Source organism: Pantoea sp. Cr_R13, assembly GCF_029222565.1.
GTDB lineage: Bacteria > Pseudomonadota > Gammaproteobacteria > Enterobacterales > Enterobacteriaceae > Pantoea > Pantoea eucalypti.
This window is the reverse complement of sequence record NZ_JARHXL010000013.1, coordinates 1-26,043: the sequence shown is the minus strand read 5'-3', so window position 1 is coordinate 26,043 and position 26,043 is coordinate 1. Positions and strand designations below refer to the sequence as shown.

The window sequence follows — 26,043 nt, the reverse complement described above, 5'->3', positions numbered from 1 at the left end:
ATGAGCACGCAGTGGGTGATGTTCGGGATTAAAAATTGCGACACCATAAAAAAAGCCCGGCGCTTTTTAACAGACGCAGGCGTTGAGTATCACTTTCACGATTACCGTGCCGATGGCCTGAGCGATGCTCTGCTGCAGGAATTTATCGATGCGCTGGGCTACGAAGCCCTGCTTAACACCCGCGGCACCACCTGGCGTAAACTGCCAGAGACCGACCGTGAAGGGGTTACCGATGCCAGCAGCGCCAAAGCGCTGATGCTGGCGCATCCCGCCATGATTAAGCGCCCGCTGTTGCGCACCCCGGATGGCAGTTTGCTCGCCGGTTTCAGCGAAGCCACCTATCAGAATGCTATCCAGGAGAAGTCATAATATGTTTTGCCCGGTCATTGAGCTGACGCAGCAGCTTATTCGTCGCCCCTCCCTCAGCCCCGATGATGCCGGATGTCAGGCTCTGCTGATCGCCCGTCTTGAAGCTATTGGTTTTAAGATTGAAACGATGAACATCGACGACACCCTGAATTTCTGGGCCACCCGTGGCGAAGGTGAAACACTGGCGTTTGCCGGTCACACCGATGTGGTCCCGCCTGGCGATGCCAGTCGCTGGATCAACCCACCGTTTGAGCCCACCATACGCGATGGCATGCTGTTTGGTCGTGGTGCGGCCGACATGAAAGGTTCACTGGCCGCCATGGTCGTGGCCGCCGAACGTTTTGTTGCAGTGCGTCCCCATCACAGAGGGCGACTCGCCTTTATGATTACCTCTGATGAGGAAGCCAGCGGGACCAACGGCACGGTTAAAGTGGTTGAACGGCTGATGGCGCGCCGGGAACGGCTCGACTATTGCCTGGTCGGTGAGCCGTCCAGTACGGAAGTGGTCGGTGACGTGGTGAAAAATGGCCGTCGTGGATCAATTACTGCCAACCTGACGGTGCATGGTGTGCAGGGCCACGTCGCCTATCCGCACCTTGCGGATAATCCGGTCCACCGAGCAATGCCAGCGCTGAATGAGCTGGTCGCCACGGAGTGGGATCAGGGGAATGAGTTCTTCCCGGCAACCAGCATGCAGATTGCCAATGTCCAGGCGGGCACCGGCAGCAACAACGTGATCCCTGGCGAGCTGTTTGTGCAGTTTAACTTCCGCTTCAGCACTGAACTCACTGATGAGCTGATTCGCCAGCGCGTCGAAGCATTGCTGGATCGTCACCAGCTGCGTTACACCATTGAGTGGAAACTTTCGGGTCAACCCTTCCTGACCACGCGCGGTAAGCTGGTTGATGCCGTCGTAAAAGCTGTCGCGCACTATAATGAAATTAAGCCGCAACTGCTGACTACGGGCGGAACCTCTGATGGCCGGTTTATTGCCCGGATGGGGGCGCAGGTGGTTGAACTGGGACCGGTAAATGCCACCATTCATAAAATCAATGAGTGTGTGAAAGCCTCAGACCTGCAGATGCTGAGCCGGATGTATCAACGCATCATGGAACAACTGATCGCCTGATGGCGATGTTAAGGAGCAGCAAATGGAATTTATTAAAGATTACTGGTGGATCCTGGTGATCCTGCTGATGGTTGGCGTGCTGATGAACGTTTATAAAGATCTGAAACGCATCGATCACAAGAAGTTTATGGATAACAAACCAGACCTGCCGCCGCATCGTGATTTCAACGATAAATGGGATGACGACGACAACTGGCCGAAGAAGAAGTAAACGAAAATGCCCCTGCTCTGCAGGGGCATTTTTATTGTTCTTCATAAAGTCAGCCCTCATTAGCGTTAAGATCGAGCCTGCGCAGGGTACACGGTCAGATCGGAAAGTCGCTAAAGCCAGTCCATGGCCGCTCGTCCCGCGCCGTCCCTGGCGCGGGACGCTTTCCTCCTCTGACCGAGCTCCCTGCGTGTTGAATTTATGCGTAGCGGCGGGATTGCCCCTGATTCGGCATTGTCAGCAATCTGCTTGCAGGGGCATTTTTACATCAACGCGATAACGTCATCGTCACCGGGTTTTGCGCCGCTTAACGCCTCATCAAAGTAGCGTTTTGGCACCGTATAACGCAGATGATTCAGCGCCAGTTCCATACTGCGATGATCGATGGCGTGCGCCAGATCGTCAACGATGTCCAGAGTGACGTCACCCCCGCGAGCGGTCAGCCGCTGTTCCGCCTCCTGTGCATGGTGCAACGGGACCTGCTCATCATAATCACCGTGGATCAGATGAATCGTGGTGCGGGTGCTGGCTTTCTCCGGCAGCGTGATAAACCTGCCATTGAACACCACCGCGCGGCCCGCCAGATCAGGATTCGCTTTGACACCTTCCAGCACCATACTGCCGCCCTGCGAAAAACCGACTAAGGCTGTCGCTTCCGCCCGCACGCCGCTCTTTTTTTGCCAGTGACGCACCGACTCGACAAACTGCGGCATCGCCGCATCAACCCGCTGCTGGATAGTCTGATCGTGCAGATCAGTTTCGCCAAACCACTGACGAACCGCGCCAGGCGAGCCAACGGACACCACCAGCGCGTCGGGAAAGGTTTTCGCAAACCAGTGACCAATCTCACCCATTGAATCCGGGTTATCGCCAACGCCATGGTAGAGCAGAAACAGCTGTGCTGTGGTAGCAGGCTGTTGAACAATTACATATTTCAGTGTCATGTTGTTGACCTCCTGTGTTCACTCTACGCCGCGTAGCAAAAAATGATATGGGGATAATTTGAACCAGCTGGTCGAATTATTTCAACGGCCGGTAGAGTAAGTCCGCAGTCACGCCCAGGCTCTGGAGCGCTGTTGCTGCCTGCTGACGTAACACCGCGACCAGCGCTTTACGGCCACTCACGCCTGCCTGCCGGGCAAGCTCGCTTAGCGCATCGGGTGCGGCAACGACTGCGGCCAGCAACGGGGTGGGCGCGACGCTGGCTTCTGCCAGACGCTGCAATACCGGCAGGCTCGCCTCCAGGGGCCGCTGCGCCCAGGCAAAACCGACGGCCAGATGCATATCCTGGGCTGTTAATCCATCATCTGGGATCTGATCAAACTGCAGGTCCAGCGCGATATGTTGTCGCAACAATGGCCAGTCACGCGCCAGCTGTTCTGCCGCCCGGCGCGCTAATCCCCTGCCCGCAGCAGAACAGGGCAGAATAGCCATCGCCGCATAGCAGCCGCTGCTGGCTTCGCGCTGACTGCCTATTCGCACCAGAGTGAAACCACAGGCGCGCCAGAACGCCCAGAGTGATTCAGTGTAGCCGAAGCTGACAGAGAGGTAGTCGTGTTCGGCAGCCGCACGGGCCGCGGCGGCCACAAGCTGCTGACCGGTTCCCCGGCGACGGCTCTCAGCCGCCACGGCAATACGGCTGATTCGTTGCGAGCGCAGGATTGCCGCTTCGGCAAGACCGGCGTGGGCAGCCAGCGATTGCGCCACCAGGTTCCCGCGTGGTCGCCGGGTGCCCGCCCAGACCGCCTGCGCCAGTGCTGGCTCAAGACCGCCCTCCTCCACCAGCCAGAGTGCACCCTGTAATGCAGGTGTCTCGCCCGCCCGCCACAACGTCATACCCGGCGCATCCAGCAGGCGGCGCAGATCAAGTGGCGAGGTGCGATAGTGCGCGCTGGTGAGCAGGCGATAGGCGGCTGCCAGCGTGCTGAAATCGTGACGTTCAACAGGATGCGGTGTGACCGGAGAATCGGGTGCAGTCGTGCTGGCATCATCAAACAGCAGCGCCTGATTCAGCCACTGCTCCAGCGGATCACAACGCGACCAGCGCAGCGGCTCGTCCAGCGTGAAATAGTGCACCCCGGTAAGCCCGGCGCAGAACTTAAGGATAAAGCCGCGCCCGCTGCCTTCGTAGCCCTGCACGGTGGTGGTGAGCAACACGCGAGGATAACGGCTGACCAGCGCCTGCAGTAGCGGGGCCGGTATCGCCGCCGCTTCATCCACAATCAGCCAATCCGCCTCGGGCGGCGGCTCCAGCGCCAGCAGCGCATCCGGCGCCATAAAGTGAAAATGCTCAGCGGCAAAGGTGGCCAGCACCTCCGTTGAAGCTTTCGCGGGTGCCGTGACCAGACAATGGCGATTCTCGCGGGCCAGCATCCCCGCCAGCGCCGATTTCCCCCGTCCACGGGCGGCGGTCAGCACCGCGATCCCCGATGGCAGTCTCAACAGTTGATCGAGTATCGCCTGCTGCTGTTGCGGGGCCTGACAGTGCCATTCTGGCCAGTCAGGCTGCACCGGAAAACGGCATGGCTGATGCTGCCGCTCCAGCAGTACCTGGTCATCCGCCAGAATCAGCTGTTGCAGATGGTGAACAAAACGGGGTGTTGGGATGGGCTGAGCGACATCGGCCCAGCGCAGGCTGTCGGTGTCAGGCTGCTGCGACCACTGTTCCCAGGGCGGGACCAGCAGTAACAGCCAGCTACCGGCGGTGAGCGTGCCAGCCAGCGCAGCGAAAGCCTCGGCATGAAAGCCCTGGCGGGCATCGAATATCCCATGACGAAATTCACGGCCAAGCAGCGTGCGAACCGCGCCTGGCTGTTTGTGCATAAGTGACTCACCAGAGGAAGCAGAGAAGAGCGGCTCCAGGCTTATCACCAGCCAGTCGCCTGGCAACGCATCATGCCACTCTGCAGCACGCTCCAGGCACCAGTCCGGGTCGCCGCTGATCACGGCCAGGCGACGCACACCGGCCTGCTGCATAGGCTGTGTTGCGATCATCAGTTGCTGGCGAAGGTGTTGCACTGTCCTGGATTGCCACCATCAAATCCGCGCTTAAACCAGGTGTAGCGTTGCTCAGAGGTGCCATGGGTAAAGCTGTCCGGCACTACGCGGCCCTGCCCCTTCTGCTGCAGACGGTCATCGCCAATCGCCTCCGCGGCGTTCAGCGCTTCCTGCAAATCCCCTGCTTCAAGGATGTTCTCTTGCTGCATATAGTGTCCCCAGACTCCGGCAAAACAGTCTGCCTGCAATTCCATTTTCACAGAGAGCTGATTGACCTGCGTCTGGCTCGCGCCCTGCTGCATTTCACGTACTTTAGGCTCAATACCCAGCAGTTTCTGAACATGGTGGCCCACTTCATGCGCGACAACGTAGCCCTGGGCGAAGTCGCCGTCAGCGCCGAGTTTGTTTTTCATCTCGTCATAGAAAGAGAGATCGATGTAGACAGTCTGATCGGCTGGACAGTAGAAGGGTCCCATCACGGATTGGCCTGTGCCGCAGCCGGTTCGGGTTGCCCCGCGATACATCACCAGCTTTGGTGCAACATACTGTTTGTTCATCTGTTTGAACAGCTTGCCCCAGGTATCTTCCGTGGTCGCAAGAATCACCTTAGTGAATTTTGCAGCCTCGTCATCATTGGTGCTGACGCTGCGCTGTTGCTGCTGGCTGGTTGGTGCAACGTCCCCACCCGTCAGCAGCGCGGTAAGGTCATAACCGTAATAACCTGCAATAGCCACCACCACCAACAGGATGATACCGCCTTTGCCGCGCGGCAGACGAATCTGACGGCCTCCGCCACCTAAACCGGACGATTGATCGCGACGGTCCTCTACATTGTCGCTTTCGCGACGCCCTTGCCAGCGCATGCTCTCTTCCCTCAGTCATTTTTTTCAGATGGCATGATTTTAGTTGCGTGACCGGGCAATCACCAGCTTTAGGCTGAAATGAAAACGGAGAGCCTGGGCTCTCCGTTTTATTCTGCTTACTTACTGCACTGCAGGCTGACTCAGTCGAGTTTTACACCCAGCCGCTGTGCCACTGCTTCATAAGCTTCGACTACGCCACCCAGGCTCTGGCGAAAACGGTCTTTATCCATTTTATCCAGGGTCTCTTTGTCCCACAGGCGTGCACCATCTGGCGAAAACTCATCGCCCAGCGTGACTTCACCGTTAAACAGACCAAACTCAAGTTTGAAATCAACCAGAATCAGACCCGCATCGTCGAACAGCTTGCTCAGCACTTCGTTGGCTTTAAAGGTCAGTTCCTGCATCCGCGCCAGGTTCTGCTTGCTGACCCAGCCAAAAGTTTCGCAGTAGGATTCGTTGACCATCGGGTCATGCTTTTCATCATCTTTGAGGAAAAGATCAAACAGCGGGGGATTGAGCACAATGCCCTCTTCCACGCCCAGACGTTTTACCAGCGAACCTGCGGCGCGGTTACGGACCACGCACTCTACCGGCACCATCTCCAGCTTCTTCACCAGCGCTTCGGTATCAGACAGCAGCGCTTCCATCTGGGTTGGAATACCCGCTTCCTGCAATTTGGTCATGATGAAGTGGTTAAACTTGTTGTTAACCATTCCTTTGCGATCAAATTGCTCAATTCGGGCGCCATCACCTGCTGACGTATCGTTGCGGAATTCGAGTATCAGCAGATCCGGATTATCGGTGCTGTATACGGTTTTCGCTTTACCGCGATACAACTCAGCTCGCTTTTGCATCTTATTCACTCCAGACTTGAAATAACGGGTGTTCAGCGGCCAGTGCCGCTGCGGCGATTGCCTTGACGCAATCGTTTACTTCGCCGCGCGCTATTATGCCAAAAACAAAATAAAAAGGCCGGAGAATCTCCGGCCTGAGGCAACTTTATTTGTTCAGCGCCGCCTGGAACACGGCCACCAGCGCATCGTTCTGCGACTGGGTCAGCACATGCCCTTTCGGGTCGATAAATTGCAGACTGGTGCGGTTGTCCAAATCACCGACCTGCACTTTGTAATCACCGTCAGGTAATTCCGGGTCTTTTGCGCCAATGGAATCCCAGTCGCTGCTGCTCAGTGACTTGTAGGTCACTTTCATGCTACCCGTTGAGCGAGTGGTATCCGTCACCTCCATCCCAACGCGTTTCATCGCTTCAGGCAGACGCTGCCACGCCACATTATATGGCGTGCGCAGGATCAGCATTGGCAGGCCGGTATCATCTGCGCCGCTCTGCACATCAATAGCCCCACTCACCCGACCTGCCGCCGCGTTTTCACTGGCGGTATCAATCTTGTCCAGACCGGTGCTGATTTCATTCAGCATCTGCGCGGTATAGCGCTGAATCTGCACAGGTGAGGTAACGGTTTTGCCCGCCTGCTGCAGCTCCAGCAGACGTACGGTGAGCTGCTGCTGATAGCTCTGCGACTGCACACTGATCTGGTAGCGACCACGATACTGCTGATCTTCATCAGCACGGTTCCACTGTACCCAGTCGGTCGTCAGCTGCTGGCCGGCGTCATTACGTGAAGCAATCGCGAAATTGTTTGACTGCACGACGCTCACGACGCGGGGCCAGACTGAACCACGGCTACTATCAATCATCAGTGCGCCCGTGTTGTTGCTGAACTGCGCACGGGTGCCGTTCATCAGCGCCAGCGGCTGGGCAGGTGGACGAATGTCGAGCTGCTTGCCGGTGGGTGCCTGACTGCTGGTGCGCGGTACATCGTAATCACCACGCTGTACCGGCAGGATCATGCCGGCCGGCGCTTTCAGTTCACTTAACTGACTGGCTTCAAGATAAGATTCGTCACCACTGACCTGGCGCTTATAACGCTGATCACTTGAACAGGCCGACAACAGCATCAGGGTAGAAAGCCCCACCACTGTGGCTACTGTTGACCGCTTTACTGAGTAATTCATTCAAACTCCCTAAATTATCGCAAACCCGCTTTCACCAGCGCCTGCTCCACTTTCGGCTGGCCAGCTGCAGTCAGTGGCGTCATTGGCAGACGCAGCGTGTCGTTAGCGATTAATCCTAGCTGTTTCGCAGCCCATTTCACCGGGATAGGATTGGGTTCACAGAAAAGCGTCTGGTGCAGGTGCATCAGACGCTGATTCAGGCGGCGTGCTTCAACGAAATTGCCCTGCTGTGCAAGTTGACACAGTTGAACCATTTCGCGTGCAGCGACGTTTGCGGTCACCGAAATGACGCCTTTACCGCCCAGTTGCATAAAGTCCAGCGCAGTCGCGTCATCGCCACTCACCAGAATGAAATCTTCATTTACCAGCTCTTGGATCTGACTAACACGCGATAAGTTCCCGGTTGCCTCTTTGATTCCGATAATATTTTTGATTTCGGCCAGGCGGGCAACGGTTTCCGGCAGCATGTCACAACCGGTGCGCGAGGGAACGTTATACAGCATCTGTGGCAGGCTGGTGCTATTCGCAATCGCTTTGAAGTGCTGGAACAGCCCTTCCTGGGTCGGACGATTGTAATAAGGCGTCACGGTGAGGCAACCCACCACGCCGGAATTTTCAAAACGCTTCGTCAGAGAGATGCCTTCAGCGGTGGCGTTTGCACCGGTTCCGGCTATCACCGGGATACGGCCATCAGCCAGTTCCAGGGTCAGCATCACCACATCACCATGTTCTTCATGGCTCAGGGTTGCAGATTCGCCTGTGGTGCCGACGGAAACGATCGCCGCGGTGCCGCTGGCGACATGATAATCAATCAGTTTTTTCAGACTCGACCGGCAGACATTACCGTTGTCATCCATTGGCGTAACGAGTGCAACAATACTTCCCGTAAACATTGGCGATCCCCTCGACAAACAAGTGCTTCATGGTACGTTTTACACTTAGGGAAAAGCAAGCAAGCCACGCCATTCCCGCGCTTGTCAGCAGTTTTTTTTATGTTTACCTTATGGTTATTAGCGAAAGCAGAGGAAAAGCCATTTTGCCGCAATCTCAGCCCCATCATCTGGTGATCACCGCGCTTGGTGTTGACCGTCCGGGTATCGTCAACACCATTACCCGACACGTCAGCAGCTGCGGTTGTAATATTGAAGATAGCCGTCTTGCCATGCTCGGGGATGAGTTCACGTTTATTATGCTGCTGTCGGGCAGCTGGAACGCAATCACACTGATTGAATCGACATTGCCGCTGAAAGGCGCAGAGCTGGAGCTGCTGATCGTCATGAAGCGAACCAATGCCCGGCTTCGTCCGCCGATGCCGGACACCGCATTCATCCAGGTTGAAGTGGCCGATTCGCCGCATATTATTGAGCGTTTCACCGATCTTATTGATAAGCATCAGATGAACGTGGCCGAACTGGTGTCGCGAATCACACCTGCGCAACACGAATTGCCACCGACACTCTATATTCAAATGACGGCCCACAGTCCAACGCGAACCCGTGGCACGTCGTTTGAGCAGGCTTTTAATACCCTGTGCCAGGAGCTGAATGCCCAGGGAACGCTACGTCTCTACAGTGTCTCAGACGCCGACAGCAGCGAACCTGTCAGCGCGATACGCTAAGCTTTGGTCCTTAAACCGGAGTTATTTCTCCACATTACTGACGCCTGAATGCGCGGCTATGTGGTGAAATACCCCCTGATGGTAATGTTGCTGCTGGCCGTTTCTGGCCGGATGGTGTATTACCCACAGCCTGAATAAGAAAATGGAGAGATGTGATGAATCCACTGAAAGCCGGAGATACTGCACCCGCATTTAGCCTGCCTGACCAGGACGGCGAACACGTGAATCTGACCGACTTCCAGGGACAGCGCGTTCTGGTGTACTTCTACCCGAAAGCGATGACACCAGGCTGCACCGTGCAGGCGTGCGGTCTGCGTGACAACATGGATGAGTTGAAAAAAGCGGGCGTGGAAGTGCTGGGTATCAGCACCGACAAACCGGAAAAACTGTCAAAGTTTGTCGAAAAAGAGCTACTGAACTTTACGCTGCTGTCAGATGAAAATCATGAAGTCTGCCAGGCGTTTGGCGTCTGGGGTGAAAAAACGTTTATGGGGAAAACCTATGACGGTATTCATCGCATCAGCTTTTTGGTTGATGCCGAGGGCAAGATCGAAAAAGTGTTTGATAACTTTAAGACGTCGAATCACCACGACATGGTGCTGGATTACGTCAAATCAGCCTGATGTTAAGGGGCGCGTTAGTCTGACCGCCGCGCCCCTGCTTCTCTTTTTCCCGCACGTTTACCCTGCCGTAATGAAACATCCAGTTTCACCCGACTAGGGATCGGCAACGATCACACAGTTACGTCCGGCACTCTTCGCCTCATAGAGCGCCGCATCCGCCTGTTTCAGGCTGTTTTCCAGTCCCGCATCCTGCGAACCATTCCAGGCCGCCACGCCAATAGACAAGGTAATGCGCCCAACGTCAGTCAGCCAGGCTTCAGCAATGCCCACCCGTACGCGTTCTGCGATGATCTGCGCCTCATCCAGGGCCGTTCCTGGCAATAGCATCAGGAACTCCTCTCCGCCATTGCGACAGACCACATCAGACTGACGGGCGCTGGCACGCAGCGTACTTGCCACCTGCTGAATGACCCGGTCGCCCACGTCGTGGCCCCAGCTGTCATTAACGTTTTTGAAATGATCGATATCCAGTGCCAGCACCGAAAAAGGCTGGCGCAGGGTCCGATAGTACTCCAGCACCGCATTCAGACCCCGGCGATTGAGTACCTGAGTCAGCGGATCGGTCTGCGCTTCTGAGTTAAGGCGACCAATTTTATCCTGCACCAGCCCAATACCGGTGAGCAGCGCGCGCTTTACCTGGGCCGCTTCAAAATACCAGGCGGTGATGCCGCCAATTTCTTTTGATACGCCCTGCGCATCCATCCGGCTGGCTTTGCGCGCCAGCTGGAAGAGTGGCCGGGCAATCAGACGTGCCATGACTAAGGCCACCAGCAGAGTCAGCAGCGCGAACGGCACAGAATTTTTCAGCACTTTCATCAACAGACCGGACAGCGGATCCAGTGTGACGTTAATCGGCTTCAACGCTACCACTGTCCAGCCGGTCGTCGGCACCACGGCAAAGCCCGCCAGCTGTGTGGCATTACCCGGACCGGCAAGCATCAGCGAGCCATTGGTCTGGTCATCACGCGGATTGACGATGGCAGGCAGCGTTTTGCCAATCAGTTGACGATTCTGGTGATACAACACCTCATTGTTGCTATCGAGCACATAAACCGTTGTGCCATCGCGATAGAACTGCTCACCCAGCAGCGCATTGAGTATGCTTTTCTTCTTCAGGTAGATAGTGCCGCCGATGTAGCCCAGGTAGTCACCCTCGGGACTCCAGACAGGCCATGAGACAAAAACCAGCAGATTATTGGCGGCAGAAAGGGAGGGTTTACTGATGATCGGCTGTCGCAGGGTCAGCGCCTCTCGCGAGGCGTCACTGGTGAGGTGCATACCCTGTAACGTCAGTGACTCGGGGGAAATTGCTTTGATCACGCCCTGCGCATCCACGATCGCGACGGAGTTGAAACTGGTGGTCTGCTCACGCAGTCGATTGACTTCATTGTTCAGCAGCCCCTGATTAGTAAAGTCACGGCTGAGCTGATTGGCGCTGTAATGAAGTTGAGACTGCGCCAGCTGGAAGAAAATTTCACTGGTTGAGGCGAGCTTGGCGGCATACGCCCGGTTAGCCTCAAGCGTGGTGTCAATAAGCACCTGGCGCTGAACCCGCCAGGTAGCGTAGAGTGCGTTCGCGAGTGTGATAACAATGCTGACAATCACCAGCAGGGCGATCAGATTGCGCAAATCGGCCTTGGGCCGGATGTGCTTTAGCATGGCGTCGCCGCGCCGAAGATGAGTGTCATGTCGTGAATGCCTGATTATTTTTTTAAGTGTGCCAGAGGCCCTGATATCCGGGCTTAAGTCTACACTGTGTCGGCATTTTTGAGCAGCACTAAGACAAATTTTACCCCGCTTAATGCAGATTTAGCTGGCACTAATCGATTAATCCCTGACTATCGTAAAATGGCCAGGGTCCTGAAAAATGGCCAATCGCGCACTGATGTGTGACCATTCCCTCTCCGGGTTGCCAGCAATGCAGTAAATAGCCGGGCGGCTCCAGGATAAAGTGCGCGGGCCCCTCCGGATGCAGATCCAGCGCGACCTGATGCGATACGCCCGGCGCGACACAGGCGAGCGTGCCAGCAAAGCGGGTCTGCAGGCTGCGATGCAGATGTCCACACAAGACCCGTTCTACCTGCGGATGACGGGCAATGATCGCCTCAATAGCCTGCGGATGGCGTAACCGTTGCCGATCCATATGCGCAATGCCGCAGGCAAAAGGCGGATGGTGCAGCATGACCAGGGTGGGCTGATCCGCGGACATGCCCAGCGCCTGGTCCAGCCATTCTAACTGTTCCTCATCTACCTCACCCCACGGCTGTTGCGGTACGCTGGAATCCAGGGCAATCAACCTGACGCCGCCCACACTCAGCTGCCAGTTCAGTGTGGGTCCGGATTGCAGATAGCCGTGATCAGGGAAGGCAGCCCGCAGCGCCTCGCGGTCGTCGTGATTGCCCGCCATGAGATAAAACGGCGGTTGCAGGCGCTGCAGGGCTTCCCGCAAAGTCTGATACTCATCCGGCCTGCCAAAATCGACCAGATCGCCGGTAATTACCACTGCATCAGGTCGCGGCTGCAGCGAGTTGAGGGTATCGATAACCTGCAGTAACGCCGCATGGGTATCGACCTGTTTGTATGAGAGGCGGCCATGGGCCTTGATATGCAGATCGCTGATTTGAGCAATCAATGTGGGTTGAAGAGACACAACAGACTCCTTAGCAACTGAATTCCAGCGCGGCGTGGCTGGTCAGCGACCAGCTGATACGCTGCCCCGCCTGCCAGATTTCGCGCGCATGACGATCGACCTGAATGGGATTATCCAGTCCGATATCAATCAGTAAGCGCTGTGAAGCGCCGAGAAACATACTGCCCACCACCACGCCGCGCTGGGCATAGCGCGTATCATCGGCCAGCAGAACATCTTCCGGGCGGCAAAAACGCACAGGATGGCCTTCCGGGTCGTGCGCAACGCAGTTAATCGCACCCACAAAATCGGCCACAAAGCGGGAGGCAGGACGCTGATAAATGCCCTGCGGGGTATCAAGCTGCACCAGACGGCCCTGCTCCATCACCGCGATGCGATCGCCCAGCGCCATCGCCTCCTGCTGATCATGCGTGACGTAAACGGCGGTGATCGCCAGCCGCTTAAGCAGCGCACCGATCTCCAGACGCAGTCGGTCGCGCAGCCTGGCATCAAGCGCCGCCAGCGGCTCATCAAACAGCAGCACTTTAGGCCGGGCGGCCAGCGCACGTGCCAGCGCCACACGCTGTTTCTGCCCGCCGGACAACTTATCAATCGCGCGATGTGCCAGAGGCGTCAGATCAACCAGCGCCAGCATCTCTGCAACCCGCGCCTCTCGCTCGGCACGCGGCACGCCCTGCACCTTCAGGCCATAGGCGACGTTCTGCGCCACGTTAAGTGTCGGGAACAGCGCGTAGTTCTGGAACACCATGCCGACATTGCGTTTCTCAATCGGCAGCGCGGTAACGTTACGTTGATCAAACCAGATCTCGCCCGGCGGATCGCTGCTTTCCAGGCCACTGATAATGCGCAGTAGCGTGGTTTTACCACAGCCCGACGGTCCCAGCAGAACCAGCGTTTCTCCGGCATGCACGCGCAGATCGAGCGGATGCAGCGCGACCTGCTGATTGAAGCGACGCGAGCAGTGGCGCAGCGTCACATTGATGGCCTCATTCATACAGTTTCCTCTCTCTGCTGCCGCGACGTTTGCCGTTCCAGCCAGTGATTACAGGCGTTAAGCAACAGCAGCAGCGGTAAAATCATCATGATAAAGATCAGCGTGTAGGCGGACCCGACTTCCAGCCGCATGGAGGTGTAGCTGTCGGCCAGCCCCACCGGCAGCGTTTTGGTCAGCGGTGTGTGGAGCATCCAGGTAATGTTGAACTCCCCCACCGACAGGGTAATGACCATAAATGCACCCGCCAGAATGCCGTTACGGCAGTTCGGAACGACCACAGTAAAAAAGCGACGCCAGAAACTCGCCCCCAGGCTGGCGGCGGCCTCTTCCAGGCGCGGAAGATCAATCGCCTGCATCACCGACAGCACCGGGCGAATCATGAAGGGCAGTGTAAAAAGCACATGGCCGATCAGGATAAAGAGCCAGCTGTCACGCAACGCACTGAACTGACCGTAAAGCAGAATGATGCCCAGCGCGGTGGCGAGGCCCGGCAACGCCACCGGCAGCATCAGACACTCCTCAATACGCGAGGCCCAGCGTGACGGTGACTTCAGTAAGCCCCAGGCGGCGGGTACGCCAGCAATGACCGTCACCGCCAGACAGCTCAGCGCAATCAGCAGTGACAGCCAGAAGGTGTCGGCATACATCTGCCACACCTGCTCCACCCACTTCAGTGTCAGGCCACTGCGCAGGCCCGCGAAGTAGTTCTGTGTAACGCCCGCCAGCATCGAGAGCATGACCGGTACGATCATAAACAGTGCGGTGAGGCTGGTGATCGCCACCTGCAGCCAGAAGAGACCCCGTCGTTTCATGATTCATGCTCCTTCCGGCGCGTAAGGCCATTAGCCAGCATCAGCGCCAGCCAGGCCACCGCGCCCATCACGACTGAGAGTGCCGCCGCGGTGGCAAAGTTAGCGTAATTGGTGAACTCACCGTAAATGGTGAGCGGCAGCACAGCGAGTTCGGTACCCAGCGTAAATGCGGTGCCAAACGCGCCCATACTGGTGGCGAAACAGAGTGCGCCACAGGAGAGCAGCGCCGGTTTCAGTCCGGGTATGATGACGTCTATGATGATGCGCCACTGGCTGGCACCCAGTGAACGGGCCGCCTCTTCCAGCGATCTATCCAGTTTCTCACTGGCCGCCACCAGCGTTACGATGGCGCGCGGCAGCGAAAAGTAGAGATAGCCAACAAATAAGCCGCTGAGTGAATAGGCGAAGACCCAGCGTTCATGAAACAGGCTGAGACTGAGTTGCGCCAGCACACCCTGACGCCCCGCCAGCATAACCATCAGAAATCCCACCACCACGCCCGGAAAAGCCAGCGGAAAGGTCAGCAGCGCCAGCAGCGTTCCTCGTCCGGTAAAGCGCCACCGCGCCAGAAAGCAGCCCACCACTGCCGCAATCAGCAGCGTGACCAGCGTCACCGCTGCCGAGAGCAGGACGGTATTCAGCAGGCTTTGCAGATATTGCGGCTGGCTGATTACCGTCCAGTAGCCACTGTGATGCGTCGTACGATCCTCCGTCATGCCGATCTGCAACAGGCGGGCAAACGGCAGCACCCAGAAGGCGGCAAAGAAGAGCAGCGCAGGCAACAGCATCCACGGCCAGTTTGCCCCCAGCGGGCGGAGCCGATGGCGAAGCGGCCCGCCCGTGGTTAAGGAATTAATGTCTGAAAGTGACATCAGCGAATCTCACTCAGATAGCGGGCGGAGAAGCCCTTCTGTGCATCGGCCATCTGCTGATAATCGACCGTGTGGGCGCGCGCATAATCACTGTCAGGCAGAAAATATTTTTTCGCCTCAGGTGACATTGCGCCAGCCCGTACCGGACGCAGCCAGGCATTGGCCCAGATCGCCTGACCCGCATCGGACAGCACGAAATCGATCACTTTCTTACCGTTTGCCGGATGCGGCGCGTTCTTCACGAGACTGATAACGTACGGCACCGTCACCGTTCCCTCACTCGGGATCACAAACTCGACATTGGCGTGATCTTTGTAGCGGGCGCGATAGGCGTTGAAGTCATAGTCGATCAGAATCGGGATTTCGCCTGAAATCAGCCGTGCATAGGCGGTCTGCTTAGGCACAATGGGCTGGTTGCGCTGCAGCGCTTTGAACCAGTTGATGGCGGGAGTGAAGTCATGCAGGCTGCCGCCTTTGGCCTGATTCACCGCGACTGCGGCCACATAGCCCACAAAGGCACTGGCCGGATCAAGATAACCCACCATGCCTTTATATTCCGGCTTCAGAAGATCATCCCAGGATCGCGGCACCGGCGCGCCACCCAGCGCATCAACATTCACCATAAAGCCCATGGTGCCGGAGTGCAGCGCTACCCATTTGCCCGCCGGATCTTTCATACCGGCCGGGATTTCATCCCAGTGAGCCGGCTTATACGCGCTGACCACATCAGCACTGACAGCCTGAATGCCGAAGCTGACGCCGTAATAGACCACGTCGGCAACCGGATTATTTTTCTCTGCCACCAGCTGCGCCAGCGCCTGACCCGAGTTTTTATTGTCCTGCGGCACATGAATGCTGGTCGCTTTTTCAATCGCCTGAAGCTGCGTGGCCCAGTCGGCCCACTCAGGCGGGCAGTTGTAGCAGATAGCATTTTCCGCCGCCTGGACCCATGAACTGGTCAGCGTGCAGCCGGCCAGCAGCGCCGCGCTGGCGATATATCTGAGATTAAACGTGAGTGACATGATGTTTCCCTGAAGAAGAGCCATAAAATGCCGGGGCGATACTCTCCCCGATCCGTAAATGATGGGGCAGCAGGTGGGTTTCACTGCCCGGATTCAGAAGCAGATCAATGGCGAGCGTTCCCATCAGCGCAATCGGCTGAACCACGCTCGCCAGTGACGGTGAAAGCTGTTCGCCCAGCGCAATGCCGTCGAAACCGATCACTGACAATTGATGCGGCACGCTGACACCTGCACGCGCAGCCGCCCCCAGCAGGCTGATAGCCAGCAGATCGTTACTGCAAATCACTGCAGTCAGCGGCGAAGGTGCATTCATCAGCGGCAGCAGCGGCTTGAAATCGGAGTGGATATGGCTCGGCATCTCAATCATCGCCTGCGGCGTCAGACCAGCCTGCTGCATGGCCTGGCAGTAGCCGAGAAAGCGAAGACGCGCGCGATCGGATTGCTGCATTGGGCCTGCGGCCATCACGATGTGACGGTGGCCCAGAGAGATGAGATGGGTGGTCGCTTCGGCCATCGCTTTGCGGTTGTCGACGTGCAAAGCAGGCCACGCGTGCTGTTGGGGCACGCTGTGGGTCAGTACAAACGGCATCTTCGCTGCCGCCAGTGTGGGCAGCAGAGCACTGCGGTCGGCGTCTGCCACCGTCAGTACCAGACCGGCAACACGCTGGTGCAGCATATGTTCGACAATGGCTGCTTCCCGCTCAGCCTGATAATCACTGGTCGCCACCAGCAACGCATAGCCTGCCTGCTGTGCCTGCTGCTCCATCGCCTGCAATTGCATGGCAAAAACCGGATTGAGCAGAGAAGGCAGCAGTACACCGAGCGTGGTGGAGTGGCGGGTACGGAGCTGACGGGCAATGTGATTCGGCCGAAAACCTATCTGTTCTGAGGCGGCAAGCACCTTTTTCAGGGTACCCGGTTTAAGCAGATGAGGATCAGAGAAGGCGCGCGCAGCGGTTGCGCGGGAAACCCCTGCCAGTCTGGCTACGCTGATTAAATCGGTCATGTCTGCCTCGTTTATCGTCAATGAGATCGATCTCATTGCGGTCTAAACTAGTGGCGTTATATGACAGGCTTATCTCAGGAAGTTGACTGGCAGATGACAGCGGCAGTGACGCCGCTGCTGGAGAGTTAAAGCATCAGGAAGGCGTAACCGCTGTTTTCCAGGGTGGCAACGGTGGTGCCGCTGGAGATGGTATGAGTGACCATCGGGTCAATCCAGTTGCGATCAAGCTGATGAAACGCGACAGACTGATCACAGATAGTCACCTGAACGCCCGCTTTTTTCAGCTCGCTGATCAGCTTCAGGTTCGGGTTATCGACGCCATAAGCTTTGCTGAACTGATCATTATTCAGCGCTGATGACACTGCATCACCGTTAATCGACACCACAAATTTCAGCTGGTCGAGTGGCACACCCGCCGCATAATAGAGGTTGGTGACGCGCGCTACGCGCTCCAGACCCAGATTCGGCTTACGAATATCGCCTTCATTCCGGTTAATCTGGAAAACAATTTTATTACTCAGGCCCGCTGTCGTGCCGGGTTTAAATGCGGGCGTATCGACATAATGTATTTTGCCGTAGCCCTCGATTGCTGGCGTACTCCAGAAATCAGCAGGCTCAGATTTATTATCTGCCATTTTCCCGCTGACCTTATCGTATAATTCCGGCAACTGTAAAACATTGCCCCCAATAAATCCGGCAACGGCTGCCATCACCACTAAAGCTGCTGGACGCATTTACTTTTCTCCCAATTATTTAAATATGAATTACATTGCCAGCCACGCGTATCCCTGATTTTGCAGGGTTGATACGGTGGTTGGACTGGAAAGCGCATGTACCACGGATTTATCAATCCAGTTATTGGGATAGTGATGGAATGCCACGGACTGATCGCAGACCGAGACTTTCACTCCCGCCTGATTCAGCTCATTAATCAGCTTCAGATTTGGATTTTCGATGCCATAAAATTGTTTGAAATGGGCATTGTCCAGCATGGCGGGCGTCGCATCTCCGGTGACTGACACCACAAACTTCAGTTGGTCAGCCGGAATACCCGAGGCGATATAAAGATTGACCACCCTGGCTACACGTTCCAGCCCCAGATTGGGCGCGGTCATCGCCCCGTCGCTTCGGGTAATCTGGAAAACAATTTTGTTGCTCAGGCCCGGCACCGGTTTAAACGCGGCGTCAGGCTCGTAATGAATTTTTCCGTAACCTTCAATCGCCGGCGTGCTCCAGAATCCGGGCGCTTCCTGTGGCTCGGTTGCAAAATGGCGTGTCACTTTGTCGTAAATATCGCCACTCTGTGTGACAGCCGCGCCAACGACTCCGCCAATAATGGCGATTAACGCGTATGAAACAACTGAACGCATAACACTTCTCTCCGGCATATTATGTCTGGCAGATTCAGAATTGAATCAGGTCGGCTATCTATACCACAGCGCAGGTGTAATGCTTGCCTCTGTAAATTCAGGTCAACGCAGCGCTGATAACTATTGGAATTATTCACAGCCGGAATTAATCGAAAAGTTTCATGATGAGAAATAAAAAGTCTTATCTGGAGTGGACCTGACTATTTCTCCTTTTTCCTTTTCGATGCTATTCATTATATAAAAATAACAACCAGGCTAATCTGGAATAGGTGGAATAATGCGTGATAGACGATTTGATTTATCAATGGTTGAAAGGCATTTAGCGGCGCAGAGTGCGTTATTTTTTCAGAGTAGACCTGGAAAAACACATGCCATGTTCAGTTTTTTTGAGTGAATTTACATAACTTTATAAAAATAAGCTTACTGGCTTCGGTTGTCTGACAGCAGATTCTGCTCTGATTCAACGAAGCGCAATGTAAATAAACAACAACGACGTAATATAACCGCTGACGACCCCGGCAATACCCCGCCAGTTTTTTTTCGTTTAACTGCCGTTTAAACTGGCAGGATATTCAATTTTTTTCTTCATAATCGGCGATCTTACTCAAATCAGGCGGGCGATTTGCCAGAAAACAACATTTCTTTCTTTTGAGGCTCTGGTTAAGATAGTCACGAACCGTCGTTATCTGCGAAAAACGGAACATTCCCGCTGCGCACCTGTCCATTCTCAGGGCCTCTCTACAGGATTCAGGCATGTTGAACTCGTTAAAGAAAACGCTGATCGCCGCGCTCCTTCCGACGCTCATTTTCTCCACTCTGACACCCGCTAACGCCGATGTCAGTGACTCACTTCCCGATATTGGTACTACGGCGGGTTCGACGCTATCAATTAATCAGGAATTGCAGATGGGCGACTTCTATGTGCGCCAGCTGCGCGCCAGTGCCCCGCTAATCAACGATCCGCTGCTCAATCAGTACATCAATCAGCTGGGGCAACGACTCGTTTCTCACGCCGACTCGGTGAAAACTCCGTTCCACTTCTTTCTGATTCAGAACGACGAGCTTAACGCCTTTGCCTTTTTCGGTGGCAATGTGGTGCTGCACTCGGCGCTGTTCCGCTTTACCGACAATGAAAGCCAGCTGGCATCGGTGATGGCACATGAAATCTCGCACGTCACCCAGCGCCATCTGGCGCGTGCCATGGAAGATCAGAAGCGCAACGCGCCACTGACCTGGGTCGGTGCGCTTGGCTCTATTCTGCTGGCGATGGCCAGTCCGCAGGCGGGCATGGCCGCGCTGACGGGTACTCTGGCGGGAACGCAGCAGGGAATTATCAGCTTTACGCAGGGCAATGAGCAGGAAGCAGACCGCATCGGGATTCAGGTGCTGCAGCGCGCTGGCTTCGATCCCCAGGCAATGCCGAACTTTCTGCAAAAACTGGCCGACCAGAGCCGCTTCTCTTCGAAGCCACCTGAAATTCTGCTGACGCATCCCCTGCCCGACAGTCGTCTGGCGGATGCCCGCAACCGTGCTAATCAGATGCGGCCGGTGGTGGTGCAATCCACGGAAGATTTCTATATGGCAAAGGTGCGTTCACTGGGCATGTACTCTACCGGACGTAATCAGCTGACCGATGAACTGCTGAGTCAGTACGCCAGCGGGAACGCACGTGAGCAGATGGCGTCACAATATGGCAAAGCCATACAGTTTTTGCAGGCGAAGAGTTACGCCGATGCGAAACGGATTATCACCCCGCTGCTGGCGAAGCAGCCTAATAATGTCTGGTTCCTGGATATCATGTCGGACATTGATATCGGGCTGAACCAGCCACAGCAGGCCATCGCCCTGCTCACCGCCGCAACCGGTACCAAAAACAGTCCGGTGGTGCAGCTCAATCTGGCCAATGCCTACGTTGAAGCGGAACAGTATGCCAATGCCAGCCGTATTCTGAACCGCTACACCTGGGCCAATAAAGACGATCCCAACGGCTGGGATTTACTGGCACAGGCCTCGGCGCAGCAGGGACTGAATGATGAAGAGTTATCGGCGCGGGCAGAGAGCCTGGCGCTGAATGGCCAGCTTGATCAGGCGATCACCACCCTGAGCAGTGCCAGCGCACAGGTGCCGCTCGGCAGCCTGAAACAGGCGCGTTACGATGCCCGTATCGATCAGCTGCGCCAGTTACAACAGCGCTTTAAGCAGTATCAGAAAGGCTAAGCACTCACACCGCCAGCACGCCGCGAACAGAGAAGAAAGGAGAGTCAGAGATGGTGACGATTTATCACAACCCGCGCTGCAGCAAGAGCCGTGAGACGCTGGCGCTGCTGACTGCCCGCGGAATTGAGCCGGATGTGGTGCTCTATCTGCAGACGCCGCCCGACCGCGAAACGCTGCAAATCCTGTTACAGAAAATGGGGATGCAGAGCGCACGCGAGTTAATGCGAACAAAAGAGGCGATTTACAGCGAGCTGGCGCTTGACGACAAAGGCGAAAGTGCGCTGCTGGATGCGCTGGTTGAAAATCCGGTGCTGATTGAAAGGCCGATAGTGATCAATGGCGATAAGGCGCGGATTGGCCGCCCGCCAGATGCGGTGCTCGACATTCTTTAAAGGCCGAGCGTCTCTTTAACAAAGGGAATGGTGAGTTTGCGCTGGGCGCTGATCGAGGCGCGGTCAAGACGATCCAGCGTATCAAACAGCGTGCGCATTTCACGATCGAGTCGCTTCAGCAGGAAGCGACCCACATCTTCCGGCAGCTCAAATCCGCGTAACCCGGCACGCAACTGCAACGCCTGTAATTTATCTTCATCAGAAAGCGGCTGCAGGCGATAGATTTGCCCCCAGTCAAGGCGCGAGGCGAGATCGGGCAGCTGAAGATTAAGCTGGCGTGGCGGACGATCGCCGGTGATAAACAGACGCGTGTTACCGGTTTCCAGAATGCGGTTATAGAGATCGAAGATCGCCATTTCCCATTCCGGCTCGCCTGCAATGCACTCGATGTTATCGATACAGACCAGTGACAGCTGCTCCATCCCTTCCAGAACGTCCGGAACAAACCAGGTGCGTTTATCCAGCGGAACATAGCCCACGGCTTCACTGCGCGCGGACATTTCGGCACACGCGGCGTGCAGCAAATGGCTCCGCCCACCGCCTTCGCGTGACCAGAAGTAGAGATAGCTGCCATGTTGTTGGTTGAGCGCGCCTTTCAGGGCGGCAATCAGCGACGGGTTTTCCCCCGGCCAGAAGCTGGAGAAGGTTTCATCGTCAGGTAAATAGAGTGGCAATGACAATTGTGCCGGCGTGTTCAGAAGCACCTCAGCAAGAGAACAAGCAAAAAATCGGGGGAAGTCTAACACAGTTTTCAGAAAGAGATGAATGGGGCGTCCCTGCCCCGGATCCTGTCAGTCTCGCAGCGATCACTGCTCGCGCGGTTCTTCAGCCTCCAGCACCACTTCTTCAGGTCTGAGCAGCGAGATAACCCGGAAGATCAACGCCAGTCCGACACCAACGATCGTCGCCAGCGCCATGCCTTTCAGCTCCGCTGCGCCGATATGCACTTTCGCCCCGCTGACCCCGATGATCAGAATCACCGAGGTGAGGATCAGGTTCTGCGCTTTGTTGTAATCGACTTTGGATTCGATCAACACCCGGATACCGGAGGCGCCAATGACCCCATACAGCAGCAGCGACACACCGCCCATAACCGGAACCGGGATCGCCTGGATCACCGCCGCCAGTTTGCCAACGCAGGAGAGCAGAATCGCCAGAATCGCCGCGCCGCCAATCACCCATGTGCTGTAGACGCGGGTAATCGCCATCACACCGATGTTTTCACCGTAGGTAGTGTTGGGTGTGGAACCAAAGAAACCGGAGATGACGGTGGATAAACCGTTGGCGAACATCGAACGATGCAGACCGGGGTCGCGAATCAGATCTTTCTTCACGATATTGGCGGTGACTACCAGATGACCGATATGCTCGGCAATCACCACCAGCGCCGCAGGCAGAATCGTCAGCATCGCCACCCACTCAAAGCGCGGCGTATAAAAGGTCGGCAGTGCAAACCAGGGCGCTTTGACCACGCCGCTCCAGTCCACGATGCCCATAAACGCGGAGAGCAGATAACCCGCCACGACCCCGACCAGAATCGGGATGATCGCCAGGAAGCCACGGAACAGCACCGAACCGAATACGGTTACCGCCAGCGTGACCAGCGAGATCAGCACAGTTTTGCTGTCGGGCGCACTGCCTTCAGCTGGCAGCAGGCCCGCCATATTCGCGGCCACACCCGCCAGCTCCAGACCGATGACAGCGACAATTGCACCCATCGCCGCCGGAGGGAACATCACATCGAGCCAGCCGGTTCCGGCGCGTTTGACAATCAGCGCCACGATGCAAAACAGCACGCCGCAGAGAATGAATCCGCCCAGTGCGACCTCATAACCCAGCGGCAGCAATAGCAGCACCGGCGAGATAAAGGCAAAGCTCGAACCGAGATAGGCGGGAATTTTGCCTTTACAGATAAAGAGATAAATCAGTGTGCCGACCCCGTTAAACAACAGCACTGTCGCCGGGTTGATGTGAAACAGAATGGGTACCAGTACCGTGGCACCAAACATGGCAAACAGGTGTTGCAGGCTGAGTGGAATGGTTTGCAGTAACGGCGGTCGTTCACTGACGCCAATGGCGCGACGAGTCATCATTTATCCCCTTATTTTTTCCCCGACGATTCGGGCCTGAGGCACAGCAGCAGGCACGCCGATGCGCCTTGCGGCAGGCCGAATCCGTGGGGTGTTTTTTGCCAAAAAAAAGCCGACTCTCTGGTCGGCTGTGCGTTTTATTTGGTTCCGAAAATTTTGTCCCCGGCATCGCCGAGCCCGGGAATGATGTAACCCTTTTCATTCAGCCCCTGGTCCACTGACGCGGTATAAAGCTCGACGTCAGGATGCGCTTTCTCCAGCGCGGCAATCCCTTCTGGCGCGGCAACCAGAACCAGCACTTTAATGCTGGTGCAGCCCGCTTTCTTCAGCAGATCGACGGTGGCGATCATGGAACCGCCGGTCGCCAGCATCGGGTCGACCACCAGCGCCAGGCGCTCTTCAATGTTAGAGACCAGCTTCTGGAAGTAGGGAACTGGCTCCAGGGTTTCTTCATCACGGTAAACACCCACCACGCTGATACGGGCGCTGGGAACGTGCTCCAGCACCCCTTCCATCATGCCCAGGCCGGCACGCAGAATCGGGACCACCGTGATTTTTTTGCCTTTGATCTGGTCGATCTCTACCGGGCCATTCCAGCCCTCAATGGTGACGCGCTCTGTTTCCAGATCGGCGGTCGCTTCGTAGGTCAGCAGGCTGCCCACTTCAGAGGCCAGCTCGCGAAAACGCTTTGTGCTGATATCATGCTCACGCATCAGGCCAAGTTTATGTTTGACCAGCGGGTGTCTGACTTCCACGATCTTCATTGGTGTTCTCCCGGAATGAGTTGAGCTAAAAAAAATCGCGGGATTATACCGCCTTTTGCGCCCTGCGCCACCTGCTCTTGCGCAAAGCCGCGGCTTTTACCGGAACAAATAGAGGATTAATGAAAATTGCCCGATGCGCAATCCCGGACTCGCAAACGTTTGCCTGCACTGATAGAATTGCCGCGCTTTATTTTAACCACCAACCGCAATTCGCGTGGGGACCTCGCAGTGACCGACAAAACCTCTCTCAGTTACAAAGACGCCGGTGTTGATATTGATGCTGGTAACGCTCTGGTTGACCGTATTAAAGGCGTAGTGAAAAAGACGCGTCGCCCGGAAGTGATGGGTGGACTGGGCGGTTTTGGTGCGCTTTGCGCGCTGCCGCAAAAATACCGTGAACCGGTGCTGGTCTCCGGCACCGATGGCGTCGGCACCAAGCTGCGCCTGGCGATGGATCTCAAACGCCACGATGCCATTGGTGTTGACCTGGTCGCGATGTGCGTTAACGACCTGGTGGTACAGGGCGCTGAGCCGCTATTCTTCCTCGACTACTACGCCACCGGCAAACTGGATGTGGAAACCGCCTCTGCGGTGATCACCGGCATCGCCGAAGGGTGTCTGCAGTCGGGTTGTGCGCTGGTCGGCGGTGAAACCGCTGAGATGCCAGGCATGTATCACGGCGAAGATTACGACGTGGCAGGTTTCTGTGTCGGCGTGGTGGAAAAGTCAGAAATCATTGATGGCAGCAAGGTGAAGGATGGTGACGTACTGATCGCCCTCGGCTCAAGCGGCCCGCACTCCAACGGCTATTCGCTGGTGCGCAAAATTCTGGAAGTCAGCAACACGGATCCGCTGGCTGAACAGCTGGAAGGCAAACCGCTGGCTGATCATCTGCTGGAACCGACCCGCATCTACGTGAAAAATATCCTGAGCCTGATTGAGCAGGTCGATGTGCACGCTATTGCGCACCTGACCGGCGGCGGCTTCTGGGAGAACATTCCGCGCGTACTGCCTGACAATACTCAGGCCGTGATCGACGAGAAGAGCTGGGAATGGCCGGCGGTATTCAGCTGGTTACAGCAGGCGGGCAACGTCAGCCGTTTCGAGATGTACCGCACCTTTAACTGCGGCGTCGGCATGATCATTGCCCTGAGCCCGGCAGAGGCGGACAAGGCGATTGCGCTGATGCAGGCCGCAGGCGAGAAAGCCTGGAAGCTCGGCGTGATTAAAGCGTCGGATGCTGAAGAGCGTGTGGTTATTAACGGATGAAAAAGCTGGTTGTACTGATTTCCGGCAACGGAAGTAACCTTCAGTCCATCCTTGACGCCTGTGAAAGCGGGCAGATTCACGGCAGCGTCGCTGCCGTGTTCAGCAACCGTGCCGCCGCTTATGGCCTGACGCGGGCGCAGGAGGCGGGCATTCCCGCCCATGCGCTTGCCGCCAGTGACTTCGCTGACCGCGAAGCCTTTGATCGTCAGCTCATCGCTGAAATCGACGCATACCGTCCAGACCTGATTGTGCTGGCCGGTTATATGCGCATTCTCAGCAGCGCTTTTGTGGCGCATTTTCATAATCGCCTGCTGAATATCCACCCTTCCCTGCTGCCGAAATATCCGGGTCTGCATACGCATCGTCAGGCGCTGGAAAATGGCGACAGCGAACATGGCACTTCCGTGCATTTCGTGACGGACGAGCTGGATGGCGGACCGGTGATCCTGCAGGCCAAAGTGCCGGTTTTTCCTGGCGACAGTGAAGCGGAGATTACGGAGCGGGTACAGCACCAGGAACACGCTATCTATCCGCTGGTGATCAGCTGGTTTGTTGAGGGTCGGCTGGAAATGCGAGACGGCAAAGCCTGGCTGGATGGCGAACCGCTGCCGCCGCAGGGCTATGCTAACGACTGATGCACTGGAAGCCAGGGCTTCTTATGAAGTACTGGCAGAGTAAAGGCTCAGGGAGCCTATGCCCTCCGTAAAGACGCAAAAAATGCCATCCATGGCAGCTCAGCGCGGACGA

Annotated in this window: 27 protein-coding genes; 9 read left to right on the top strand and 18 right to left on the bottom strand. The window is 56.3% G+C overall.

Annotated features, from left to right (window positions below):
• From P2R09_RS07930 to P2R09_RS07920, 3 genes are read left to right on the top strand one after another with little or no spacing between them, the layout of a single operon-like run.
• On the top strand, nucleotides 1-369 hold the full coding sequence (locus P2R09_RS07930; protein ID WP_275768617.1) for an ArsC family reductase: 369 nt from the start codon (nucleotides 1-3) through the stop codon (nucleotides 367-369).
• A gap of 1 nt (nucleotide 370) precedes the next feature.
• A complete protein-coding gene (gene dapE, locus P2R09_RS07925; RefSeq protein WP_275768616.1) occupies nucleotides 371-1,498 on the top strand; it encodes a succinyl-diaminopimelate desuccinylase in 1,128 nt (375 codons plus the stop codon).
• A gap of 22 nt (nucleotides 1,499-1,520) precedes the next feature.
• Nucleotides 1,521-1,709 (top strand): YpfN family protein, encoded by a 189-nt coding sequence (locus tag P2R09_RS07920; protein ID WP_003848800.1) that lies wholly within the window; start codon nucleotides 1,521-1,523, stop codon nucleotides 1,707-1,709.
• Nucleotides 1,710-1,969: 260 nt separating this feature from the next.
• Here the strand turns inward: P2R09_RS07920 and ypfH are convergent, their stop codons facing one another.
• The 6 genes from ypfH to dapA form a co-directional block, all read right to left on the bottom strand.
• Entirely contained in the window at nucleotides 1,970-2,650 is a 681-nt protein-coding gene (gene ypfH, locus P2R09_RS07915; protein ID WP_275768615.1) for an esterase, read from the bottom strand.
• 76 nt (nucleotides 2,651-2,726) lie between these two features.
• Nucleotides 2,727-4,700 carry a GNAT family N-acetyltransferase gene (locus tag P2R09_RS07910; RefSeq protein ID WP_275770644.1) on the bottom strand — a complete coding sequence of 658 codons (1,974 nt, stop codon included), beginning with the start codon at nucleotides 4,698-4,700 and terminating at the stop codon, nucleotides 2,727-2,729.
• Nucleotides 4,700-5,566, bottom strand: coding sequence for a neutral zinc metallopeptidase (locus P2R09_RS07905; RefSeq protein WP_003848793.1), 867 nt, complete (start codon nucleotides 5,564-5,566; stop codon nucleotides 4,700-4,702). Before P2R09_RS07905 ends, P2R09_RS07910 begins: the two co-directional genes overlap by 1 nt.
• Nucleotides 5,567-5,706: 140 nt before the next feature.
• The gene (gene purC, locus P2R09_RS07900; RefSeq protein ID WP_003848791.1) at nucleotides 5,707-6,420 is read right to left on the bottom strand and encodes a phosphoribosylaminoimidazolesuccinocarboxamide synthase; all 714 of its coding nucleotides are present in this window, start codon (nucleotides 6,418-6,420) and stop codon (nucleotides 5,707-5,709) included.
• A 145-nt stretch (nucleotides 6,421-6,565) separates the two neighbouring features.
• A complete protein-coding gene (gene bamC, locus P2R09_RS07895) occupies nucleotides 6,566-7,597 on the bottom strand; it encodes an outer membrane protein assembly factor BamC (RefSeq protein ID WP_003848789.1) in 1,032 nt (343 codons plus the stop codon).
• Between the two features lie 14 nt (nucleotides 7,598-7,611).
• A complete protein-coding gene (gene dapA / locus P2R09_RS07890; protein ID WP_003848787.1) occupies nucleotides 7,612-8,490 on the bottom strand; it encodes a 4-hydroxy-tetrahydrodipicolinate synthase in 879 nt (292 codons plus the stop codon).
• A gap of 143 nt (nucleotides 8,491-8,633) precedes the next feature.
• Between dapA and P2R09_RS07885 the strand changes: the two genes are divergently transcribed.
• Both P2R09_RS07885 and bcp read left to right on the top strand, forming a co-directional pair.
• Nucleotides 8,634-9,215 (top strand): glycine cleavage system transcriptional repressor, encoded by a 582-nt coding sequence (locus P2R09_RS07885; RefSeq protein ID WP_003848785.1) that lies wholly within the window; start codon nucleotides 8,634-8,636, stop codon nucleotides 9,213-9,215.
• Nucleotides 9,216-9,370: 155 nt separating this feature from the next.
• Nucleotides 9,371-9,838: a thioredoxin-dependent thiol peroxidase gene (gene bcp / locus P2R09_RS07880; RefSeq protein ID WP_003848783.1), complete on the top strand. Its 468-nt coding sequence runs from the start codon at nucleotides 9,371-9,373 to the stop codon at nucleotides 9,836-9,838.
• A gap of 93 nt (nucleotides 9,839-9,931) precedes the next feature.
• Here bcp and P2R09_RS07875 read toward each other — a convergent pair whose 3' ends face one another.
• The 9 genes from P2R09_RS07875 to P2R09_RS07835 form a co-directional block, all read right to left on the bottom strand.
• The gene (locus P2R09_RS07875; RefSeq protein ID WP_078804650.1) at nucleotides 9,932-11,497 is read right to left on the bottom strand and encodes a sensor domain-containing diguanylate cyclase; all 1,566 of its coding nucleotides are present in this window, start codon (nucleotides 11,495-11,497) and stop codon (nucleotides 9,932-9,934) included.
• Nucleotides 11,498-11,657: 160 nt separating this feature from the next.
• Nucleotides 11,658-12,488, bottom strand: coding sequence for a phosphodiesterase (locus P2R09_RS07870; protein ID WP_275768610.1), 831 nt, complete (start codon nucleotides 12,486-12,488; stop codon nucleotides 11,658-11,660).
• A 10-nt stretch (nucleotides 12,489-12,498) separates the two neighbouring features.
• A complete protein-coding gene (locus tag P2R09_RS07865) occupies nucleotides 12,499-13,482 on the bottom strand; it encodes an ABC transporter ATP-binding protein (protein ID WP_003848773.1) in 984 nt (327 codons plus the stop codon).
• On the bottom strand, nucleotides 13,479-14,294 hold the full coding sequence (locus P2R09_RS07860) for an ABC transporter permease (RefSeq protein ID WP_003848771.1): 816 nt from the start codon (nucleotides 14,292-14,294) through the stop codon (nucleotides 13,479-13,481). Before P2R09_RS07860 ends, P2R09_RS07865 begins: the two co-directional genes overlap by 4 nt.
• The gene (locus P2R09_RS07855) at nucleotides 14,291-15,166 is read right to left on the bottom strand and encodes an ABC transporter permease (protein ID WP_275768607.1); all 876 of its coding nucleotides are present in this window, start codon (nucleotides 15,164-15,166) and stop codon (nucleotides 14,291-14,293) included. The genes P2R09_RS07860 and P2R09_RS07855 overlap by 4 nt, the downstream gene beginning before the upstream one ends.
• Nucleotides 15,166-16,188, bottom strand: a complete 1,023-nt coding sequence (locus P2R09_RS07850; RefSeq protein WP_275768605.1) for an ABC transporter substrate-binding protein — start codon at nucleotides 16,186-16,188, stop codon at nucleotides 15,166-15,168. The genes P2R09_RS07855 and P2R09_RS07850 overlap by 1 nt, the downstream gene beginning before the upstream one ends.
• Nucleotides 16,172-17,194 carry a substrate-binding domain-containing protein gene (locus P2R09_RS07845; RefSeq protein ID WP_039659558.1) on the bottom strand — a complete coding sequence of 341 codons (1,023 nt, stop codon included), beginning with the start codon at nucleotides 17,192-17,194 and terminating at the stop codon, nucleotides 16,172-16,174. Before P2R09_RS07845 ends, P2R09_RS07850 begins: the two co-directional genes overlap by 17 nt.
• 125 nt (nucleotides 17,195-17,319) lie before the next feature.
• A complete protein-coding gene (locus P2R09_RS07840) occupies nucleotides 17,320-17,928 on the bottom strand; it encodes a DsrE family protein (protein WP_003848763.1) in 609 nt (202 codons plus the stop codon).
• Between the two features lie 30 nt (nucleotides 17,929-17,958).
• Entirely contained in the window at nucleotides 17,959-18,564 is a 606-nt protein-coding gene (locus tag P2R09_RS07835; protein WP_003848761.1) for a DsrE family protein, read from the bottom strand.
• A 753-nt stretch (nucleotides 18,565-19,317) separates the two neighbouring features.
• Between P2R09_RS07835 and P2R09_RS07830 the strand changes: the two genes are divergently transcribed.
• Nucleotides 19,318-20,781: a M48 family metallopeptidase gene (locus tag P2R09_RS07830; protein ID WP_275768601.1), complete on the top strand. Its 1,464-nt coding sequence runs from the start codon at nucleotides 19,318-19,320 to the stop codon at nucleotides 20,779-20,781.
• A 50-nt stretch (nucleotides 20,782-20,831) separates the two neighbouring features.
• A complete protein-coding gene (arsC, locus tag P2R09_RS07825) occupies nucleotides 20,832-21,173 on the top strand; it encodes an arsenate reductase (glutaredoxin) (RefSeq protein ID WP_275768599.1) in 342 nt (113 codons plus the stop codon).
• Here the strand turns inward: arsC and hda are convergent.
• The 3 genes from hda to upp form a co-directional block, all read right to left on the bottom strand.
• Entirely contained in the window at nucleotides 21,170-21,877 is a 708-nt protein-coding gene (gene hda, locus P2R09_RS07820) for a DnaA inactivator Hda (protein ID WP_033743385.1), read from the bottom strand. The genes arsC and hda overlap by 4 nt on opposite strands.
• 102 nt (nucleotides 21,878-21,979) lie before the next feature.
• A complete protein-coding gene (uraA, locus tag P2R09_RS07815) occupies nucleotides 21,980-23,263 on the bottom strand; it encodes a uracil permease (RefSeq protein WP_078804659.1) in 1,284 nt (427 codons plus the stop codon).
• Between the two features lie 137 nt (nucleotides 23,264-23,400).
• Nucleotides 23,401-24,027 (bottom strand): uracil phosphoribosyltransferase, encoded by a 627-nt coding sequence (gene upp, locus P2R09_RS07810; protein ID WP_003848753.1) that lies wholly within the window; start codon nucleotides 24,025-24,027, stop codon nucleotides 23,401-23,403.
• A gap of 228 nt (nucleotides 24,028-24,255) precedes the next feature.
• Between upp and purM the strand changes: the two genes are divergently transcribed.
• Entirely contained in the window at nucleotides 24,256-25,296 is a 1,041-nt protein-coding gene (gene purM / locus P2R09_RS07805; RefSeq protein WP_275768596.1) for a phosphoribosylformylglycinamidine cyclo-ligase, read from the top strand.
• Nucleotides 25,293-25,931: a phosphoribosylglycinamide formyltransferase gene (gene purN / locus P2R09_RS07800; protein ID WP_140033153.1), complete on the top strand. Its 639-nt coding sequence runs from the start codon at nucleotides 25,293-25,295 to the stop codon at nucleotides 25,929-25,931. The genes purM and purN overlap by 4 nt, the downstream gene beginning before the upstream one ends.
• The last annotated feature ends 112 nt before the right edge of the window (nucleotides 25,932-26,043 follow it).

Excerpts from the sequence above, each read along its gene's own strand:
- P2R09_RS07930 (WP_275768617.1), top strand. The coding sequence starts at position 1 with ATGAGCACGCAGTGGGTGATGTTCGGGATTAAAAATTGCGACACCATA.
- dapE (WP_275768616.1), top strand. The coding sequence starts at position 371 with ATGTTTTGCCCGGTCATTGAGCTGACGCAGCAGCTTATTCGTCGCCCC.
- P2R09_RS07920 (WP_003848800.1), top strand. The coding sequence starts at position 1,521 with ATGGAATTTATTAAAGATTACTGGTGGATCCTGGTGATCCTGCTGATG.
- ypfH (WP_275768615.1), bottom strand. The coding sequence starts at position 2,650 with ATGACACTGAAATATGTAATTGTTCAACAGCCTGCTACCACAGCACAG.
- P2R09_RS07910 (WP_275770644.1), bottom strand. The coding sequence starts at position 4,700 with ATGATCGCAACACAGCCTATGCAGCAGGCCGGTGTGCGTCGCCTGGCC.
- P2R09_RS07905 (WP_003848793.1), bottom strand. The coding sequence starts at position 5,566 with ATGCGCTGGCAAGGGCGTCGCGAAAGCGACAATGTAGAGGACCGTCGC.
- purC (WP_003848791.1), bottom strand. The coding sequence starts at position 6,420 with ATGCAAAAGCGAGCTGAGTTGTATCGCGGTAAAGCGAAAACCGTATAC.
- bamC (WP_003848789.1), bottom strand. The coding sequence starts at position 7,597 with ATGAATTACTCAGTAAAGCGGTCAACAGTAGCCACAGTGGTGGGGCTT.
- dapA (WP_003848787.1), bottom strand. The coding sequence starts at position 8,490 with ATGTTTACGGGAAGTATTGTTGCACTCGTTACGCCAATGGATGACAAC.
- bcp (WP_003848783.1), top strand. The coding sequence starts at position 9,371 with ATGAATCCACTGAAAGCCGGAGATACTGCACCCGCATTTAGCCTGCCT.
- P2R09_RS07875 (WP_078804650.1), bottom strand. The coding sequence starts at position 11,497 with ATGCTAAAGCACATCCGGCCCAAGGCCGATTTGCGCAATCTGATCGCC.
- P2R09_RS07865 (WP_003848773.1), bottom strand. The coding sequence starts at position 13,482 with ATGAATGAGGCCATCAATGTGACGCTGCGCCACTGCTCGCGTCGCTTC.
- P2R09_RS07860 (WP_003848771.1), bottom strand. The coding sequence starts at position 14,294 with ATGAAACGACGGGGTCTCTTCTGGCTGCAGGTGGCGATCACCAGCCTC.
- P2R09_RS07855 (WP_275768607.1), bottom strand. The coding sequence starts at position 15,166 with ATGTCACTTTCAGACATTAATTCCTTAACCACGGGCGGGCCGCTTCGC.
- P2R09_RS07850 (WP_275768605.1), bottom strand. The coding sequence starts at position 16,188 with ATGTCACTCACGTTTAATCTCAGATATATCGCCAGCGCGGCGCTGCTG.
- P2R09_RS07845 (WP_039659558.1), bottom strand. The coding sequence starts at position 17,194 with ATGACCGATTTAATCAGCGTAGCCAGACTGGCAGGGGTTTCCCGCGCA.
- P2R09_RS07840 (WP_003848763.1), bottom strand. The coding sequence starts at position 17,928 with ATGCGTCCAGCAGCTTTAGTGGTGATGGCAGCCGTTGCCGGATTTATT.
- P2R09_RS07835 (WP_003848761.1), bottom strand. The coding sequence starts at position 18,564 with ATGCGTTCAGTTGTTTCATACGCGTTAATCGCCATTATTGGCGGAGTC.
- P2R09_RS07830 (WP_275768601.1), top strand. The coding sequence starts at position 19,318 with ATGTTGAACTCGTTAAAGAAAACGCTGATCGCCGCGCTCCTTCCGACG.
- arsC (WP_275768599.1), top strand. The coding sequence starts at position 20,832 with ATGGTGACGATTTATCACAACCCGCGCTGCAGCAAGAGCCGTGAGACG.
- uraA (WP_078804659.1), bottom strand. The coding sequence starts at position 23,263 with ATGACTCGTCGCGCCATTGGCGTCAGTGAACGACCGCCGTTACTGCAA.
- upp (WP_003848753.1), bottom strand. The coding sequence starts at position 24,027 with ATGAAGATCGTGGAAGTCAGACACCCGCTGGTCAAACATAAACTTGGC.
- purN (WP_140033153.1), top strand. The coding sequence starts at position 25,293 with ATGAAAAAGCTGGTTGTACTGATTTCCGGCAACGGAAGTAACCTTCAG.